This window comes from Pseudomonas sp. Pseusp18, assembly GCF_059506005.1.
Genome location: NZ_CP169240.1, coordinates 1574300 through 1591903 on the forward strand (window position 1 = coordinate 1574300; position 17604 = coordinate 1591903).

The window sequence follows — 17604 nt, forward strand, 5'->3', positions numbered from 1 at the left end:
CTGCGTGCTTCGACTGCTGTATTGGCTTTCAACTAACACTCAAAAAAAATAACAAGGAGTCAGCTTATGAAACGTCGTCGTGGGATCCGTTCCCTGTGCTGTGCCGCTTTGGCGGTCACCGCGGTCAGCCTGAGCAGTACATTGCTGGCGGCTGAGGAAGTGAAGATCGGTTTTCTGGTCAAGCAGGCCGAAGAGCCCTGGTTCCAGACCGAGTGGGCCTTCGCTGAAAAGGCCGCCAAGGACAAGGGCTTCACCGTCATCAAGATCGCTGTGCCTGATGGCGAGAAAACCCTTTCGGCCATCGACAGCCTGGCGGCGAACGGCGCCAAGGGCTTCGTGATCTGCCCGCCGGACGTCTCCCTCGGCCCTGCGATCATGGCCAAGGCCAAGCTCAACGGTTTGAAAGTGATCGCTGTCGATGACCGTTTCGTCGATGCCGGTGGCAAGTTCATGGAAGACGTGCCGTACCTCGGCATGGCGGCCTTCGAAGTCGGCCAGAAGCAAGGCGCCGCGATGGCTGCCGAAGCGAAGAAGCGCGGCTGGGACTGGAAACAGACCTATGCGGTGATCAACACCTTCAACGAACTCGACACCGGCAAGAAACGCACCGACGGTTCGGTTAAAGCCCTGGAAGACGCCGGGATGCCGAAAGACCACATTCTGTTCTCGGCCCTGAAAACCCTCGACGTACCTGGCAGCATGGACGCCACCAACTCGGCGTTGGTGAAGCTCCCGAGCGGGGCGAAAAACCTGATCATCGGCGGGATGAACGACAACACCGTGCTGGGCGGCGTGCGCGCCACCGAAAGCGCCGGTTTTGCCGCCGCCAACGTAATCGGTATCGGCATCAACGGCACCGATGCCATCGGCGAATTGAAGAAAGCCAACAGCGGCTTCTTCGGCTCGATGCTGCCGAGCCCGCACATCGAGGGCTACAACACCGCCAGCATGATGCACGAGTGGGTCACCACCGGCAAAGAACCGCCGAAATACACCGCCATGGACGACGTGACGCTGATCACGCGCGACAACTTCAAGCAGGAACTGGAAAAGATCGGCCTGTGGAATTGAGGGTCGGTTGATTTCATTGGCGGCCCCGGCGACGGGGCCGCCTGATCGGTGTGATGAGGTGGGTTATGCACGCACACGTACAAACAGATGAACAGCGCATTGGCGGCAGCCTGCGCTTCAACGGGATCGGCAAAACCTTTCCCGGGGTGAAGGCGCTGGACGGCATCAGCTTCGTCGCGCATCCGGGGCAGGTTCACGCCTTGATGGGCGAGAACGGCGCCGGTAAATCCACGCTGCTGAAGATCCTCGGCGGTGCTTACACGCCGAGCAGCGGCGACCTGCGGATCGGCGAACAGACGAGGGTCTTCAAGTCCACTGCCGACAGCATTGGCAGCGGGGTTGCGGTGATCCATCAGGAGCTGCACCTGGTGCCGGAAATGACCGTGGCCGAGAACCTGTTTCTCGGGCATCTGCCGGCAAGTTTCGGCCTGATCAATCGCGGCGTTTTGCGGCAACGGGCACTGGCCTGCCTCAAAGGCCTGGCCGATGAAATCGATCCGCAAGAGAAAGTCGGGCGCTTGTCCCTCGGCCAGCGGCAATTGGTGGAAATCGCCAAGGCGTTGTCCCGTGGCGCGCATGTGATTGCGTTCGACGAACCCACCAGCAGCCTGTCGGCGCGGGAGATCGATCGCTTGATGGCGATCATCGGTCGTCTGCGCGACGAAGGCAAAGTGGTGCTCTACGTCTCCCATCGAATGGAAGAGGTCTTCCGCATCTGCAACGCGGTAACGGTGTTCAAGGACGGTCGCTTCGTGCGCACCTTCGAGGACATGAGCGCGCTGACCCATGACCAGTTGGTGACGTGCATGGTCGGTCGCGACATTCAGGATATCTACGATTACCGCAGCCGCCCGCGTGGTGCGGTGGCGCTCAAGGTTGACGGTTTACTGGGGCCGGGTTTGCGTGAACCGGTGAGTTTCGAGGTGCACAAGGGCGAGATTCTGGGTCTGTTCGGCTTGGTTGGCGCGGGCCGCACCGAGCTGTTTCGCATGCTCAGCGGACTTACCCGCAACACGGCCGGACGCCTGGAGTTGCGTGGACATGAACTGAAACTGCGTTCACCGCGCGATGCCATTGCGGCGGGGATTCTGCTGTGCCCCGAGGACCGCAAGAAGGAGGGCATCCTGCCGCTCGCAAGCGTCGCCGAGAACATCAACATCAGCGCCCGCGGCGCTCATTCCACCTTCGGTTGCCTGTTGCGCGGGCTGTGGGAAAAGGGCAACGCCGACAAGCAGATCAAGGCGCTGAAGGTGAAGACGCCCAACGCGGCGCAGAAAATCATGTACCTGTCCGGCGGCAATCAGCAGAAGGCGATTCTCGGTCGCTGGCTGTCGATGCCGATGAAAATCCTGCTGCTCGATGAGCCTACACGCGGCATCGACATCGGCGCCAAAGCCGAGATTTACCAGATCATTCATAACCTGGCCGCCAGCGGCATCGCGGTGATAGTGGTGTCCAGCGACCTGATGGAAGTCATGGGCATTTCCGACCGCATCCTGGTGCTCTGCGAAGGCACGATGCGCGGCGAACTGGCCCGCGAACAAGCCAATGAATCCAACCTGCTGCAACTGGCTTTGCCACGCCAACGCGCTGCCGACGTGGCGAACTGAGAGGTGACTATGACCATCCAAAACAATGCTCTGCCAACCCCGCGTAAACCGCTGGACCTGCGACGCTTTCTCGATGACTGGGTAATGCTGCTGGCGGCCGTCGGGATCTTCGTGCTCTGCACCTTGCTGATCGACAACTTCCTGTCGCCGCTGAACATGCGCGGTCTGGGCCTGGCGATTTCCACCACCGGAATTGCCGCCTGCACCATGTTGTATTGCCTGGCGTCGGGGCACTTCGACTTGTCGGTGGGCTCGGTGATTGCCTGCGCCGGCGTGGTCGCGGCGGTGGTGATGCGCGACACCAACAGCGTGTTCCTCGGCGTCAGTGCGGCGCTGGTGATGGGGCTGATTGTCGGGCTGATCAACGGGATCGTGATCGCCAAGCTGCGGGTCAATGCGTTGATTACCACGCTGGCGACCATGCAGATCGTTCGTGGTCTGGCTTACATTTTTGCCAACGGCAAAGCGGTGGGCGTGTCCCAGGAGTCGTTTTTCGTCTTCGGTAATGGCCAGTTGTTCGGTGTGCCGGTGCCGATTCTGATCACCATCGTTTGCTTCCTGTTTTTCGGCTGGTTGTTGAATTACACCACCTACGGGCGCAACACCATGGCCATCGGCGGCAATCAGGAAGCGGCGTTGCTGGCCGGGGTCAACGTTGACCGGACCAAGATCATTATCTTCGCCGTGCACGGGGTGATTGGTGCATTGGCCGGGGTGATTCTGGCGTCGCGCATGACCTCGGGTCAGCCGATGATTGGCCAGGGTTTCGAGCTGACAGTGATCTCGGCCTGCGTGTTGGGCGGGGTGTCGCTGAGCGGCGGGATCGGGATGATTCGGCATGTGATTGCCGGGGTGCTGATTCTGGCGATCATCGAGAATGCGATGAACCTGAAGAACATCGATACGTTTTACCAGTACGTGATTCGCGGTTCGATCCTGTTGCTGGCGGTTGTGATCGACCGACTGAAACAACGCTGACGCCCTCCCTTCACCGATCGTTCCTACGCTCTGCGTGGGAACGCAGCCCGGGACGCTCAGCGTCCCAGAAGCGGACGCAGAGCGTCCAATGAGGCATTCCCACGCGGAGCATGGGAACGATCTTCGCGCCCCACAAAAAATTCCTTGCTCGTCTTAACCCGTTTCAGCTATGACAGTACACCCGAGGTGTACATGATTAGACCGGTACGATTTGACAAGAAACAACAGATAGTCGATGAGCTTGTCCGGCGCATCGAAAGCGGCCTCATGGAGGACGGCTTGCTATTGCCGGGTGAACATCAGTTGGCTCAAGAATTCAAGGTCAGCCGCGGCACGCTGCGTGAAGCCCTGGCCGAACTGAAACGGCGTCACTACATCGCCACGCAAAGCGGAGTCGGTTCCATCGTTACTTACGACGGCGTAGTGCTCGATCAGAGCAGCGGCTGGGCCCAGGCGCTGGCGGACAGCGGGGCGTTGATCAATACCGAAGTGCTGCGGCTGGAGGCGGTGACTCGGCCTGACCTGCTGTCGCGTTTCGGCACCGATCAATTTGTTACCCTCGACCGCCGCCGGCGCGCCACCGACGGCACGCTGGTGTCTCTGGAACGCGCGTTGATGCCCGCGACCGGAGGCCTGGAAGGCCTGCCGCGAGTGGGGCTGATCGATAACTCCCTGACCATCACGTTGGCTGCCTACGGCTATGTCGGCGAGCACGGCGATCAGTGGATCGGTGCTGAACCCTTGAACGCCGAAGACGCCGAACTGCTCGGGCGCCCGGTCGGCACGGTATTTCTCAAGGCCCTGCGCACCACCTACGACCGTCAGAACCGTTTTATGGAGCAGGTCGAAAGCCTGCTCGATCCGGTGCACTTTCGTCTGCATTTGCAGTTTGGAACTCCAAAATGACCGCGCTCAACCGTGCCCTCGGCGCGTTCTATGGACTGGCCCTGGGCGATGCGCTGGGCATGCCGACCCAATCCCTGAGCCGCGCCGAAATCAAGGCGCGTTTCGTTGAAATCACCGATCTGCAAGACGCCGGCCCCGATCAACCGATTGCCGCGAACTTGCCCAAAGGTTCGATCACCGACGATACCGAGCAGGCGATTCTGGTCGCTCGGTTGTTGATCGAGAGCGAGGGCCGGATCGAACCGGCGGTACTGGCCCAACGATTGATCGAATGGGAAGCCGGGATGCAGGCCAAGGGCTCGCAAGACTTGCTTGGCCCTTCGACCAAACGCGCGATCGAAATGATCCTCGCCGGCCACTCGCTGGAAGAGGCCGGGCGCTACGGCACCACCAATGGCGCGGCGATGCGCATCACCCCGGTGGGGATTGCGGCCGATGTCGCCGATCCCGAGCGTTTCATCCGTGCCGTGGTGCAGGCCTGTCAGGTGACCCACAACACCACGCTGGGGATTGCCAGTGCGGCGGCGGTGGCGGCAGTAGTTTCCGCCGGGATCAACGGCATGGACCTGGGCGAGGCGTTGAACCTTGGCCAGCAGTTCGCGCAGCAGGCAGAAAGTCACGGCCACTGGGTCGCCGGCGGGCGGATTGCCTCGCGCATCAGTTGGGCGCGGAGCATCGACAGCGACAAGGCGTTGCTGGCGGATTTGCTGTACGACGTGATCGGCACTTCGGTGGCCTCACAGGAATCGGTGGTGGTGTCTTTTGCGCTGGCCCAGCAAGTGGCAATCGGCGAGATGACGGCCTTCGAAGCGCTGTGCATGGCCGCGAGCCTGGGCGGTGACACCGACACTATCGCGGCCATGCTCGGCGCGATGCTCGGGGCCTGTCTGGGGCTTGAGAGTTGGCCGGTGGCGATGATCGAGCAGGTTAAAGCGGTTAACTCGTTGGAGTTGGAACCGTTGGTGCAAGGACTCCTCACGCTACGCTGAGGAACGCACAACCCCCGTAGGAGCTGCCGAAGGCTGCGATCTTTTGATCTTGATCTGCGGCGACTTGATGACCGCTGAAGATCAAAAGATCGCAGCCTTCGGCAGCTCCTACAAGGTAGTCGCCCGCAACCAAAATAATTGCAAGGAGCATTTTTCATGAGTTCATCGAGCGCCGGGCAAAGTGCCGGACAACTGGAAACCCGTGGCATCGAACCGGTGCCGGAGGGGGAGTGCAACGGTCATCCGCTGCAACTGTTCTGGGTCTGGTTTGCGGCCAACATTTCCATTCTCGGCTTGCCGTTGGGTGCCACGCTGGTGGCCTTTCGCGGCCTGGCGATCTGGCAAGCGATCATCGTCGCGATCCTTGGTGCCGCCGGCTCTTTCGCGGTGGTCGGGATCATCTCCATTGCCGGTCGTCGTGGTCGCGCACCGAGCCTGACGCTGTCGCGAGCGATCTTCGGCGTACGCGGCAATATCGGCCCGACGCTGGTCTCGCTGATGTCGCGTCTGGGCTGGGAAACCGTCAACACCACCACCGCCGCGTTCGTCTTGCTGTCGCTGTGCTCGATACTGTTCGGCTCGCCGGTGGAAGCCAAAAGCGCGCCGCTGCTGACCCTGGTGTTCATCGCGATTTTCGTGCTGCTGACGTTGTCGGTGTCCGGCCTCGGCCACGCCACATTGCTGGTGATCCAGAAATGGGCAACCTATGTGTTCGGTGCGCTGAACATCCTGGTCGGCGGTTTCCTCTGCGCGACCATCGATTGGAGCGCCGTATTCAATGCCACGCCAGCACCGCTGAGCGCGATGATCATCGGCATCGGCACCATGGCCGCCGGCACCGGGATCGGCTGGGCCAACGCCGGCGCAGACATGTCGCGCTACCAGCACCGCAGCGTCAAAGCGGTGCGCCTGGTGGCGTCGGCGGCGTTCGGTGCGGGGATTCCGCTGGTGCTGCTGATCACCCTTGGCGGTCTGCTGTCGGTGGGTAACAACGATCTGGCCTCGGCCACTGACCCGATTGTCGCGATCCGCGACATGCTGCCGAGCTGGATGGCGGTGCCGTACCTGATCACCGCGTTCGGCGGGCTACTGCTGTCGAACAACCTGTCGGTGTACTCCGCCGGGCTGACCACCTTGACCCTCGGCCTGAAGGTCAAGCGCGTGTACGCGGTGGTGGTCGATATCGTGGCGATCTTCGCCGGCTCGATCTATTTCATGCTGATCGCCGAGAGCTTCTACGGTCCGTTCATTACCTTCATTTCCTTGCTGGCGGTGCCCATCACGGCGTGGGTCGGGATCTTCGTGGTCGACCTGATCCATCGTCATTACTACAGCCCCAAGGACCTGCTGGACGTCAGCCCGAGCAGCGCCTACTGGTATCGCGGCGGCGTCGAGTGGCGTGCATTCGGTGCGTGGGCGGTGGCGATTGTGTTGGGTTTCAGCTTCACCACCATTGGCACCACTGAACAAGATGTCTGGTTCCGGGGCTTCCTGTCCGACTCATGGCTGGGCCACAACGGCTTGGGCTGGATCGTGACGTTCGTGGTGGCTGGCGGGATTTACTGGGTGCTCGGCGGCGCCAAGGACCGTCGTACCGCGTTGCTCGAGCCTGCGCATGTCTAGGCTGCTGCACACCGGCCAGGTCATCATCGACCTGGTCATGGCCGTGGACAAATTGCCTCATTCGGGCGGTGACGCGCTGGCGCAATCCGCCCGTTTCGAGGCTGGCGGCGGTTTCAATGTGATGGCCGCGGCCCGACGGAACGGCTTGTCGGTGGTCTACCTCGGGCGCCATGGCAATGGCCGTTTTGGTGATCTGGCCCGGGAGGCGATGACGGCAGAAGGCATTCGGATCGGCATCGCTCACCGTGCTGAGCGCGACACCGGGTTGTGTGTCGCACTGACTGAAGCCTCGGCCGAACGCACGTTCATTTCCTACATCGGTGCCGAAGGCGAATTGACCGCCGAAGACCTGGCGAGTGTGCCGGCCGAGGCGGGCGACTTTGTCTATGTCAGCGGCTACAGCCTGCTGCATGCCGGCAAGGCTCAGGTGCTGGTGGATTGGGTGCTGGAGTTGCCGGACGGGATCAAAGTGGTATTCGATCCGGGACCGTTGGTGGATTCGCCGGACGCACCGCTGATGAAGGCCTTGCTGCCGCGCATCGATCTGTGGACCAGCAACCGTGTCGAGGCGCTTCGGTTTACCGGGGCGTCGGACACTGCCGAGGCGTTGAATATTTTGGCGGATCAGTTGCCGACGGACGCCCTGATGGTGGTTCGCGATGGGCCGCAGGGTTGCTGGATCAGCCAGCATGGCGACCGTCAGCAGGTGCCGGGATTCAAGGTCTCGGCCGTCGACAGCAACGGTGCGGGGGATGCCCATGCCGGGGTGTTTGTGGCCGGGTTGGCGCAGGGCTTGTCGGCGGCTGAAGCGGCACGGCGGGCGAACGCGGCAGCGGCGTTGGCGGTCACTCGTTGGGGGCCGGCGACTTCGCCGGGGGCGGTGGAGGTGGACGCGTTGATCCGCGAAACTTTCAGCGCCTGATCAGCCGCCATCGGCCCTCAAATTCACCCTTAATCCTGACTTTCAACCCGCCTTGCGCAACGCCTCGATCAACTCTTGCTTGCGCATGCTCGAGCGCCCCGGAATCTTCTTCGCCCGGGCTTCCCTCATCAGGCTGTCCACCGTCTGGGTATCGCGTGACGCCTTGCTGTTGCGCGGTTTGCCCTCACGGGTGGCGACTGCACGGCGGGCTGATTCCTTGCGATCGGCAGACTTGGCAGCGGCCGGTTTCTTGCGTCCCGAGCCGCCGGCGCGCTCACCGCCACCCGACTGCTTGTTTACCGTCGCCCAGGCGCGGGCCTCGGCTTCATCTTTCGACACGCCTTTGCGTTCGTAGCTTTCTTCGATGTGTTCGGCCTTGCGTTTCTGCTCGGCGGTGTATTTGTCTTTGCTTCCACGAGGCATGGGATTTCTCCTGGCGATAGGAGCTGGCGCAGGCTTCGCCAGCTCCTGCTCGGTTAGTTATCCAGTTTGCGCGCCGCCTCAACCCCAGCGGCGCTGAGTTTGATCGGCAGGTTCAGCGAGTGCTCGCCGGCTTCGTTGCAGATCACATGACCGTGCTGGATCAGCCCACGCTCCTGCAGCGTCGCAAGGGTGCTGGCCACGACTTTCTCCCCCCGGTAATTGTCCAGAACCTCCTTGCCCAAGCCACTTGGATGGGCATGCAGCAGGCGGGTCAGGACTTCTTTTTCCAGGTTTTTATCGACGTTCATGGTGACCTCTTGGTTGGGATGGACGAGTGTTGCTCCTCGCTCGCATTGGCGAGCCCTTACTCGATATTGGTCCGTCCCCGACCGGGATTGGTGCCTGATGAACGACGAGCGGTGTGGCTCTGGCTCCTCAGCCGACGCCGATTTCTTCCTTGAACAGCTCCATGAATCCCTTCAAGCGTTGATGGCGAACCTGTGCCAGACGCTGGCCGGTGGTCGTTTGGAAGCCGTCCGCCAGGTGCAGCAATTTGGTCTGGAAATGATCGAGGCAAAAGCGTTTGTCATCGTAGTCCCGCTCGTTTGCCTCCGGGTCCACAGGGTCGTACAGCGCGCTGCCCATGCTCCCGGCAATGTAGAAAGTACGCGCCACGCCGAGCATGCCAAGGGAGTCGAGGCGGTCGGCGTCCTGGATGATTCGGGCTTCGAGGGTCGTGGGTGTGATGTTGGCGCTGAAGCTATGGGCCTCAATGGCATGGACGACCGCGGTGATTTTTGCGTCAGGCCAATCCATGGCTGTCAGCACTGTCGACGCTTTCTGCGCCGCCAGCCGTGACGCCTGGGAACGCAGCGGCGAGTTCTTCTCCACCGCCACGCAATCGTGCAACAGCACGGCGGCCAGCAGCACTTCAAGATCACCGCTTTCTTCAGCATGAAGCGTGCGCACGTTGTGCCATACCCGTTGCAAGTGCGACAAATCGTGGGCGCCATCCTCGCCAGGTTCCAGCGCATGGGGCAGCAGTTCAGAAGCCAGACTCTGCAGAGGTGCGAAAGCAGCGGTGCTCATAAATGTCCTAAGTATGAAAACGCTTTTGTGGCGAGGGAGCTTGCTCCAATGCCAGTAAGTTAAACCGTAAATGCAATCCGTAGCAGCTGCCGAGCCTGCGAGGCTGCGTTCGGCTGCGCAGCAGTCGTGAATCCGGCTGACGCGGTCTGCCTGACGCACCGCAAGTTCTGGTTTGACGACTGCTTTGCAGCCGAACGCAGCCTCGCAGGCTCGGCAGCTGCTACGGAGAGTGTGTTACGGCTGAGATTACTTAGCGAATCGACATTAGCCACAAAGGCCCCCTCCATCATTTCAAATGTGACGAGCGCCGCGCGCGGACTTAGTATGGCGTTTTCAACTTTTGACAAGGCACGTCCATGACGATCGAAATCCGCCCGGCAACCCCCAGCGATGCTCCGCAAATCCTCGCGTTCATCACTGAACTGGCCGACTTCGAACGTGCCCGCCACGAAGTCATCGCCAGCGTCGCCGACATCGAGCGCAGCCTGTTCAGCGAAGGCGCCACCGCCCATGGCCTGATCTGCCTGCGCGATGGCCTGCCGATCGGCTTCGCGGTGTTCTTCTTCAGCTATTCCACCTGGCTGGGCAGTAATTGCCTGTACCTCGAAGACCTCTACATCACCCCTGAACAACGGGGCGGCGGCGCCGGTAAAACCTTGCTGCGCCACCTGGCAAAAATCGCCTGTGCCAACGACTGCGGCCGTTTCGAATGGAGCGTGCTGGACTGGAATAAACCGGCGATTGAATTCTACAAATCCCTCGGCGCACAACCGCAGGAAGAGTGGGTGCGCTACCGGATGGATGGGTCGGTGTTACGCGAGTTTGCCGAGGGCGGCTGATCGATTGATGGCAATCTGACACGGATCGGTTGTCCGCACCGCCCTAGTCCGGCATTCTGTGCGCCTTTTGCGCGCTCACGGACGACACTTGCAATGCCTTTGGCACCCTTTCTCCACGCCCGTGGAGCCTTCGCCGCGTCAATGAGTGACTGGCGATGAGCGGACTTCGGGCGACGATGCGTTTGTATGGCCTGGTGAAAAAACTCGGCTCCACGGACGACCGCCATCGCCAGCCGGTGGACATCCTTTGCACCCTCAATCGCACGGGCGGTAAGGCGATCCGGGCGTTCGTCTCGCGTCTGGATGCCGAGTTGATGGCGCGCAGTCGCGGTCTTGAGGAGTACCGCGTTGTCCCGCTTCGCACATTCGATCCAAATCAGTTGATCCAGGATCATCAGGGCTGGCTGACGCTGCACGTCTGCTGTGGCTTCGTTGTCCTGGCGGATCAATCGTTATTGAACGATGGCACATTGTTGCCCATGGGCTGGTATGTCTATTCCGACGTCGGTCAATGGACCGCAGAGCATTACATCGACTTCGGCCCGCAGATGACCAGCCTGCTGCAAACGTCCTATAACCGGATCGGCTTGCGCGACTACAACGCTTGGCTCAATGACTTCGACAGCGTCTCGGATGCGGATATGGAATGGCAAGTCGCCGAGGCCTGGCAAACCCTTCACAACGTTTCATCTCCCGACAGCCATGACGATTGTCACGCGCTATTCGACCCGGTCGATAACCGCTGGCGCTTCGCCGCGGCCGACATTGATGTCTATCAGCCTCACCCTGAACCTCAGAAGCAAGGAGCTTTGACTTGAGTGGAAAACCCGCTGCGCGCGTCACCGACCCGACCGCGTGCCCGTTGCCGGGCCATGGCACCAACCCGATCGTGTCCGGCTCCCCGGACGTGTTCTTCGACGGCCTCGGCGCTGCCCGAATGACCGATAAATCCGCCTGCGGCAGCCCGATCACCGGCGCGGTCTCCAGCACGGTATTTATCAATGGCCTCAACGCTGCAACGCTCGATAGTACGGGCGGGCATGGCAACGTGGTGGTTGGCGGCTCCGGCACCGTCATTATTGGGCAAAGCGGGGGAGGCGCCACGTTCAGTGGGTTGTTGCCGATGCCGGTGCATTTCACGGACAGGTTGCAAGTGGTCAATGAGGCAACTGGAGAGCCGGTTCCCTATCACCCCTACACCATTCAGCGTGGGGACGGCAGCGAAGAGCATGGCATCACGGATGCGTCCGGGTTTACCCATACTGTCAGTTCGCATTTGGCTGAAACCATTAAATTGTTTGTGGAGTAATTGGGGATGCCAGGTGAAAACGCGGCAGTGAAGGAAGCGTTGCCGAAAAGACAGGTTTGCGATCATCCACTGACAGACCCAAAAGACACTTCGGTGAAGCAGGTTGCCATTACGGTAAAGAAAATATTTATCTTTTTTATCGGTGGGGCTGGGGATCAGGAAAGTTACTACTTGAGTGGTCCTAACTGGAACGTCAGTTATGTTCGTGACGACGTGTTGGCGGATGCTGATGCTCTGAACTATCTCTGTCGGTGCCCTGTACGGGCAATGGCCTACAATAAATTTATAACTGATGAAGATTTGGCAAAAAATGTTCTGAGTGAAATTCCTGACACCTCCACAGCGGTTTATATTGTTGGACACAGTCTGGGTGGCTGGAACGGTGCACACCTCTCCAGTGTGTTGACGGATAAGGGGTACAAAATAAGGATGTTGATTACTCTGGACCCGGTGGGCGAAGGGAAAATTGTCTACGGCATTTCCAATATTTACAGGTTGACTCCTAAACCCAAAGCAGAATTCTGGATCAATGTCCGAGCTGCAAAAGTAAAAGACCGGAACGTGTCTGACTTTGTTGCGGACTTCGGTGAGCAATGGGAGATTACGTCGGGTCCGAATGTAAGTGGCAGGGTGGATGTCAATCATGCAGATGCGAACATTATGTTCGCGAAGCCGTTAGACGGTGGAAAGTCTGCTCGCCAGTTGTTGGCGGAGTCCATACTCAGCTACTTTAAAGAGAAATAACTATGCGCAATTTTGTTTTTTGTCTTTTTATGGCGTTGTGTGCTTCGTGCTCTTCAAATCACGGAAGACCCATCGCGACGCTTCATTACGAGAAGGTGGAAACTTCACCGAGTGGTAATTCCTATCAGATAAGGTTTACCAGTGATACAGAGCTTTTGGGTTTGTTCAAGTCCAAGATCGGTGAGGGATTGGTATGTGCGCTGGAAGATGATCTTGACTTTTCCGTCGGGCATTACATAAAACGCTCTGGAAGAGGGACTGTCGAATTTGTGAAAGACTCTTCAGGTGAGCATTATATTTCAATGATCCTCTTCCGCGAGGCTGAGGAACTGCAAGGGAAAGAGACTATTCTCACCGGTCAAGCACTGCGTGAGATTCTCGATAAGCGTGAGTTCATGTTGTGCACGTTCAGAGTTCATACCACTCGTTACAAAACATACTTCTCAAATGTTATGCGCGTGCCGACAGCAGATCTGTTGAAGGCAGCTGCTAAAGAGTAATAGCGAACGGTTAGGCTTCTTGTCAGAAAGCAAGCAGCCTTATTGCACACTCGCTTCCCAGTTACCGCTCATCAAACCATCAAGTGCCTGCCTCACGGTGATCTTGAAAACCCCGGCCTTTCCCTCATCGAAGGCCGATTTCCAGTACGTATACCCCTGATTGAAATCCGCAATCTCGGCGGTCTCACCCACGCGGTGGGTGAGACTGCGTTGCAGAGCTTTGGCGAAGAAAATCTAGTTATATTTGTAAATCCCATAATATGGGATTGATATTTATATATTGAGATTTTTCTACGTCCAGGTTTATAGTCCAGTTCACTCACTGTCCAAAAAACAAAACAGGTGAAGCGATGCTGGCGCAATTGATCGCGCTCGATTGGGGGACAACCTCATTACGTGCTTACAAACTCGGCTTCGGTGGCCAGGTGCTGGAACAGCGTGCGCTGTCGTCCGGGATCATGCAGCTGCCCAGGACGCCGCGAACCATCGCCGGTCAGGCATGCGCCGACGGCTTTGAACTGGCCTTCGATGAGGCTTGCGGTGACTGGCTCGACGTGCAGCCCGATGTGCCGGTGATTGCCTGTGGCATGGTTGGCAGTGCTCAGGGCTGGTGCGAAGCGGCTTACTGCGACACGCCGGCGAACGTCGCCAATCTCGGAACTTCCCTACAAACCGTTCGCAGTCTTCGCGGTGTCGATGTGCACATCGTGCCGGGTGTGATTCAGCGTTCGCACTTGCCCAACGTCATGCGTGGCGAGGAAACCCAGGTCCTCGGCGTATTGCAGAATCTGCCGGGCGAGGCGGGTAGGGATCTGTTGATCGGCCTGCCGGGCAGTCATTCGAAATGGGTGCAAGTGGCCGACGGCTGCATCGTGCATTTCGATACCTTCATGACCGGCGAAGTCTTCGCCGTGCTCAGCGAACACAGCATTCTGGGGCGCACTCAGCAGCGCGGCGGGTCTTTTGATGGCGAGGCGTTTGACCGTGGCGTGCAAGTGGCGCTGTCGGCGGATGGCGAGATCGGGCCGCTGTCGACATTGTTCAGTGCCCGCAGTCTGGGGCTGACCGGCGAGCTGAGCGCCAGCGCTCAGCCGGACTATCTGTCCGGCCTGCTGATCGGCCATGAACTGTCGGCCCTGGCCAATGTTCAGCGGCGTCGACGCAACAGCGTGCACCTGCCCTCGATCATCCTTATCGGCAACGCCCAACTCTGTGCTCGCTACAGCCGGGCGCTCGACGCCTGCGGTTTTGCCCGGGTGACCCTGGCCGAGCAGGCCACCGAACGCGGCTTGTGGCAGTTGGCGGTCGCCGCCGGACTGGTCACTGCAAACCCATCCCGTTAAACCTGACTGGAGGTCTGACATGCTCAAGCAAGCATTGGCACAAAACGGTCTGATCGCGATCTTGCGTGGCCTGCGTCCGCAAGAGGCGGCAGCGGTCGGCGAAGTCCTGTATTCAGCCGGATTTCGCGTCATCGAAGTGCCGCTTAATTCCCCCGAGCCGTACGAAAGTATCCGCATCCTGCGCAGCACATTACCCGCCGATTGCCTGATCGGCGCGGGCACGGTGCTGACGCCGGAACAGGTCGAGCAAGTGAAAGCGGCGGGCGGGCAGGTGATCGTCATGCCCCACAGCGATGCCAAGGTGTTGCGCGCGGCGAAGGCAGCAGGGCTGTTCCTGTCGCCGGGCGTGGCGACGCCGACCGAAGCCTTTGCAGCCCTGGCCGAAGGGGCGGATGTGCTGAAGATGTTCCCGGCCGAGCAGATGGGCCCAGCCGTAGTGAAAGCCTGGCTGGCGGTGTTGCCGGCGGGGACGGTGCTGGTGCCGGTGGGCGGGATTACGCCAGACAACATGCAGGTGTTTGTCGAGGCCGGCGTCAAAGGTTTCGGTCTCGGCTCCGGGTTGTTCAAACCGGGCATGACGGCTGACGAAGTAGCGGTGCGCGCCAAGGCATATGTCGCTGCATGGAACGCTCTGCGTTAAGACTTTCTGGCGCTGTGAGCGCTGCATCTACAAGAGAGACAATAGAGATGAAAATCACCAAACTCACCACCTTCATCGTTCCGCCGCGCTGGTGCTTCCTCAAGGTCGAGACCGACGAGGGCGTGACCGGTTGGGGCGAGCCCGTGGTCGAAGGCCGCGCGCACACCGTCGCTGCTGCGGTCGAGGAGTTGTCCGACTACCTGATCGGTAAAGATCCACGCAACATCGAAGACATCTGGACCGTGCTCTACCGTGGCGGCTTCTACCGGGGCGGGGCGATCCACATGAGCGCGCTGGCCGGTATCGACCAGGCGTTGTGGGACATCAAGGGCAAGGCACTGGGGGTGTCGGTCAGCGATTTGCTGGGCGGCCAGGTGCGGGACAAGATCCGGGTTTATTCGTGGATCGGTGGTGATCGCCCGGCGGACACTGCTCGCGCCGCGAAAGAAGCGGTCAGCCGTGGTTTCACCGCGGTGAAAATGAACGGCACCGAAGAGCTGCAATTCCTCGATTCCTTCGAGAAAGTCGACCAGGCGCTGGCCAACGTTGCCGCCGTGCGCGATGCGGTCGGCCCGAATGTCGGCATCGGTGTGGACTTCCATGGTCGGGTGCACAAGCCGATGGCCAAGGTGCTGATGAAGGAACTCGACCCGTACAAACTGATGTTCATCGAAGAGCCGGTGCTCAGTGAGAACTACGAAGCGCTGAAAGAACTGGCGCCGCTGACCAGCACGCCGATTGCCCTTGGCGAGCGGTTGTTCTCGCGCTGGGATTTCAAGCGTGTGCTCAGCGAAGGTTACGTCGACATCATCCAGCCCGATGCGTCCCACGCGGGCGGTATCACCGAAACCCGCAAGATCGCCAACATGGCCGAAGCCTACGACGTGGCGCTGGCGCTGCATTGCCCATTGGGGCCGATTGCCCTGGCGGCGTGCCTGCAACTGGACGCGGTTTGCTACAACGCGTTCATTCAGGAACAGAGCCTGGGCATCCATTACAACGAGAGCAATGACCTGCTCGATTACGTGAAAGACCCGCGGGTGTTCGACTACGACAAAGGCTTCGTGAAGATCCCCAATGGGCCGGGCCTGGGCATCGAGATCAACGAGGAATACGTGATCGAACGCGCCGCCGTCGGCCACCGCTGGCGCAATCCGATCTGGCGCCATGCCGATGGCAGTTTTGCCGAGTGGTGATACTCACGCGGTGATCGTTCCCACGCAGGGCGTAGGAGCGATCAAACACCATGACCTCAATAAACATAAGAAGAGGCACCCCCATGCAACCGCAAATCCTCACCGGGCAGGCGTCGTTGGTGACGCCCAGTCGCAAGCGCTTTTTCATCATGGTCCTGTTGTTCATCACGGTGGTGATCAACTACCTGGACCGCAGCAACCTGTCGATTGCCGCCCCGGCGCTGACCAGCGACCTAGGCATCGATCCGATCCACGTCGGGTTGATTTTTTCCGCGTTTGGCTGGACCTACGCCGCCATGCAGATCCCAGGTGGCTGGCTGGTGGACCGGGTGCCGCCGCGCATTCTCTATAGCGTCGCATTACTGCTGTGGTCGCTGGCCACGGTGATGCTCGGCTTCGCCGCCAGTTTCATTGCATTGTTCGTTTTGCGCATGGCGGTCGGTGCCCTGGAAGCGCCGGCGTACCCGATCAACAGCCGCGTGGTGACAACCTGGTTCCCCGAGCGCGAACGCGCCACGGCCATCGGTTTCTACACCTCCGGGCAGTTCGTCGGCCTGGCGTTCCTGACGCCGGTGCTTGCCTGGCTGCAACACCAATATGGCTGGCACATGGTGTTTGTCAGCACCGGTGTGGTGGGCATCCTTTGGGCAGTGATCTGGTACGCGGTGTATCGCGAACCACGGGATTTCAAGGGCGCCAATGACGCGGAAATCGAGCTGATCCGCGAGGGCGGCGGGTTGGTGGATATTCAGGCCGAAGCCGCCAGGGCCAAGGCGAAATTCAGCTGGATCGACCTCGGAGTTGTCCTGAGCAAGCGCAAGTTGTGGGGCATTTACCTCGGCCAGTTCTGCCTCAATTCGACTTTATGGTTCTTCCTGACATGGTTCCCGACTTACCTGGTGAAATATCGCGGCATGGACTTCATCAAGTCTGGCTTGCTGGCGTCACTGCCGTTTCTCGCAGCGTTTGTCGGCGTGCTGTGTTCGGGGTTCTTCTCGGACTTTTTGATCCGTCGCGGCTACACCGTAGGCTTTGCTCGCAAGTTACCGATCATTGGCGGACTGCTGATTTCCACCTCGATCATCGGCGCCAACTTCGTCGAGTCGACGCCGCTGGTGATCGCCTTTCTCGCGCTGGCCTTCTTCGGTAACGGTCTGGCCTCGATCACCTGGTCGCTGGTGTCGACCCTGGCCCCGGCGCGCTTGCTCGGACTGACCGGTGGGGTGTTCAATTTCATCGGCAACCTGGCGGCGATTACCACGCCGATCGTCATCGGTTTCCTTGCCTCCGGTGATTCGTTTGCCCCGGCGATCACCTATATCTCTGTTCTGGCGTTGCTGGGTGCGTTGTCCTACGTGTTGCTGGTGGGCAAGGTCGAGCGTATCAAGTTGTAGTCGCAGCTGTCCGGCGACCATAATGCCG

General features: G+C 59.9%; 19 protein-coding genes. 16 read left to right on the top strand and 3 right to left on the bottom strand.

Annotation, left to right across the window (positions count from 1 at the left end; genetic code table 11):
• Positions 1 to 66 precede the first annotated feature (66 nt).
• The 7 genes from ACEN9A_RS06980 (at position 67) to ACEN9A_RS07010 (ending at position 8099) form a co-directional block, all read left to right on the top strand.
• Positions 67 to 1071 carry a substrate-binding domain-containing protein gene (locus ACEN9A_RS06980; protein WP_018926205.1) on the top strand — a complete coding sequence of 335 codons (1005 nt, stop codon included), beginning with the start codon at positions 67 to 69 and terminating at the stop codon, positions 1069 to 1071.
• A gap of 65 nt (positions 1072 to 1136) precedes the next feature.
• Positions 1137 to 2681 carry an L-arabinose ABC transporter ATP-binding protein AraG gene (araG, locus tag ACEN9A_RS06985; protein WP_258672823.1) on the top strand — a complete coding sequence of 515 codons (1545 nt, stop codon included), beginning with the start codon at positions 1137 to 1139 and terminating at the stop codon, positions 2679 to 2681.
• A gap of 9 nt (positions 2682 to 2690) precedes the next feature.
• A complete protein-coding gene (gene araH, locus ACEN9A_RS06990; RefSeq protein WP_018926203.1) occupies positions 2691 to 3659 on the top strand; it encodes an L-arabinose ABC transporter permease AraH in 969 nt (322 codons plus the stop codon).
• A gap of 192 nt (positions 3660 to 3851) precedes the next feature.
• The gene (locus ACEN9A_RS06995; protein ID WP_026345957.1) at positions 3852 to 4565 is read left to right on the top strand and encodes a GntR family transcriptional regulator; all 714 of its coding nucleotides are present in this window, start codon (positions 3852 to 3854) and stop codon (positions 4563 to 4565) included.
• Complete coding sequence (locus ACEN9A_RS07000; protein ID WP_258672824.1) at positions 4562 to 5554, top strand: ADP-ribosylglycohydrolase family protein; 993 nt, start codon at positions 4562 to 4564, stop codon at positions 5552 to 5554. Before ACEN9A_RS06995 ends, ACEN9A_RS07000 begins: the two co-directional genes overlap by 4 nt.
• A gap of 156 nt (positions 5555 to 5710) precedes the next feature.
• Entirely contained in the window at positions 5711 to 7177 is a 1467-nt protein-coding gene (locus tag ACEN9A_RS07005; protein ID WP_258672825.1) for a purine-cytosine permease family protein, read from the top strand.
• Positions 7170 to 8099 (top strand): PfkB family carbohydrate kinase, encoded by a 930-nt coding sequence (locus ACEN9A_RS07010; RefSeq protein WP_258672826.1) that lies wholly within the window; start codon positions 7170 to 7172, stop codon positions 8097 to 8099. Before ACEN9A_RS07005 ends, ACEN9A_RS07010 begins: the two co-directional genes overlap by 8 nt.
• A gap of 42 nt (positions 8100 to 8141) precedes the next feature.
• Here the strand turns inward: ACEN9A_RS07010 and ACEN9A_RS07015 are convergent, their stop codons facing one another.
• The 3 genes from ACEN9A_RS07015 to ACEN9A_RS07025 all read right to left on the bottom strand — a co-directional run bounded on the left by ACEN9A_RS07015 (position 8142) and on the right by ACEN9A_RS07025 (position 9611).
• The gene (locus ACEN9A_RS07015) at positions 8142 to 8522 is read right to left on the bottom strand and encodes a Rho termination factor N-terminal domain-containing protein (protein WP_018926198.1); all 381 of its coding nucleotides are present in this window, start codon (positions 8520 to 8522) and stop codon (positions 8142 to 8144) included.
• A 53-nt stretch (positions 8523 to 8575) separates the two neighbouring features.
• A complete protein-coding gene (locus tag ACEN9A_RS07020; RefSeq protein WP_018926197.1) occupies positions 8576 to 8830 on the bottom strand; it encodes a hypothetical protein in 255 nt (84 codons plus the stop codon).
• Between the two features lie 127 nt (positions 8831 to 8957).
• Complete coding sequence (locus ACEN9A_RS07025) at positions 8958 to 9611, bottom strand: HD domain-containing protein (protein ID WP_258672827.1); 654 nt, start codon at positions 9609 to 9611, stop codon at positions 8958 to 8960.
• A 356-nt stretch (positions 9612 to 9967) separates the two neighbouring features.
• Between ACEN9A_RS07025 and ACEN9A_RS07030 the strand changes: the two genes are divergently transcribed.
• From ACEN9A_RS07030 to ACEN9A_RS07070, 9 genes are all read left to right on the top strand, one after another.
• Positions 9968 to 10450: a GNAT family N-acetyltransferase gene (locus tag ACEN9A_RS07030; RefSeq protein WP_019650456.1), complete on the top strand. Its 483-nt coding sequence runs from the start codon at positions 9968 to 9970 to the stop codon at positions 10448 to 10450.
• A gap of 155 nt (positions 10451 to 10605) precedes the next feature.
• Positions 10606 to 11268 (top strand): hypothetical protein, encoded by a 663-nt coding sequence (locus tag ACEN9A_RS07035; protein ID WP_258672828.1) that lies wholly within the window; start codon positions 10606 to 10608, stop codon positions 11266 to 11268.
• Positions 11265 to 11759 (top strand): PAAR domain-containing protein, encoded by a 495-nt coding sequence (locus ACEN9A_RS07040; RefSeq protein ID WP_064616611.1) that lies wholly within the window; start codon positions 11265 to 11267, stop codon positions 11757 to 11759. Before ACEN9A_RS07035 ends, ACEN9A_RS07040 begins: the two co-directional genes overlap by 4 nt.
• Before the next feature lie 6 nt (positions 11760 to 11765).
• Entirely contained in the window at positions 11766 to 12503 is a 738-nt protein-coding gene (locus ACEN9A_RS07045) for an alpha/beta hydrolase family protein (protein ID WP_258672829.1), read from the top strand.
• Positions 12504 to 12505: 2 nt separating this feature from the next.
• A complete protein-coding gene (locus ACEN9A_RS07050) occupies positions 12506 to 13003 on the top strand; it encodes a hypothetical protein (protein ID WP_258672830.1) in 498 nt (165 codons plus the stop codon).
• Positions 13004 to 13353: 350 nt separating this feature from the next.
• Positions 13354 to 14346, top strand: a complete 993-nt coding sequence (locus tag ACEN9A_RS07055; protein ID WP_258672831.1) for a 2-dehydro-3-deoxygalactonokinase — start codon at positions 13354 to 13356, stop codon at positions 14344 to 14346.
• Positions 14347 to 14365: 19 nt separating this feature from the next.
• Positions 14366 to 14986, top strand: a complete 621-nt coding sequence (locus ACEN9A_RS07060) for a 2-dehydro-3-deoxy-6-phosphogalactonate aldolase (RefSeq protein ID WP_018926189.1) — start codon at positions 14366 to 14368, stop codon at positions 14984 to 14986.
• 47 nt (positions 14987 to 15033) lie between these two features.
• Positions 15034 to 16182, top strand: a complete 1149-nt coding sequence (gene dgoD, locus ACEN9A_RS07065) for a galactonate dehydratase (protein WP_018926188.1) — start codon at positions 15034 to 15036, stop codon at positions 16180 to 16182.
• A gap of 83 nt (positions 16183 to 16265) precedes the next feature.
• Entirely contained in the window at positions 16266 to 17576 is a 1311-nt protein-coding gene (locus ACEN9A_RS07070) for an MFS transporter (RefSeq protein WP_258672832.1), read from the top strand.
• Positions 17577 to 17604: the final 28 nt, after the last annotated feature.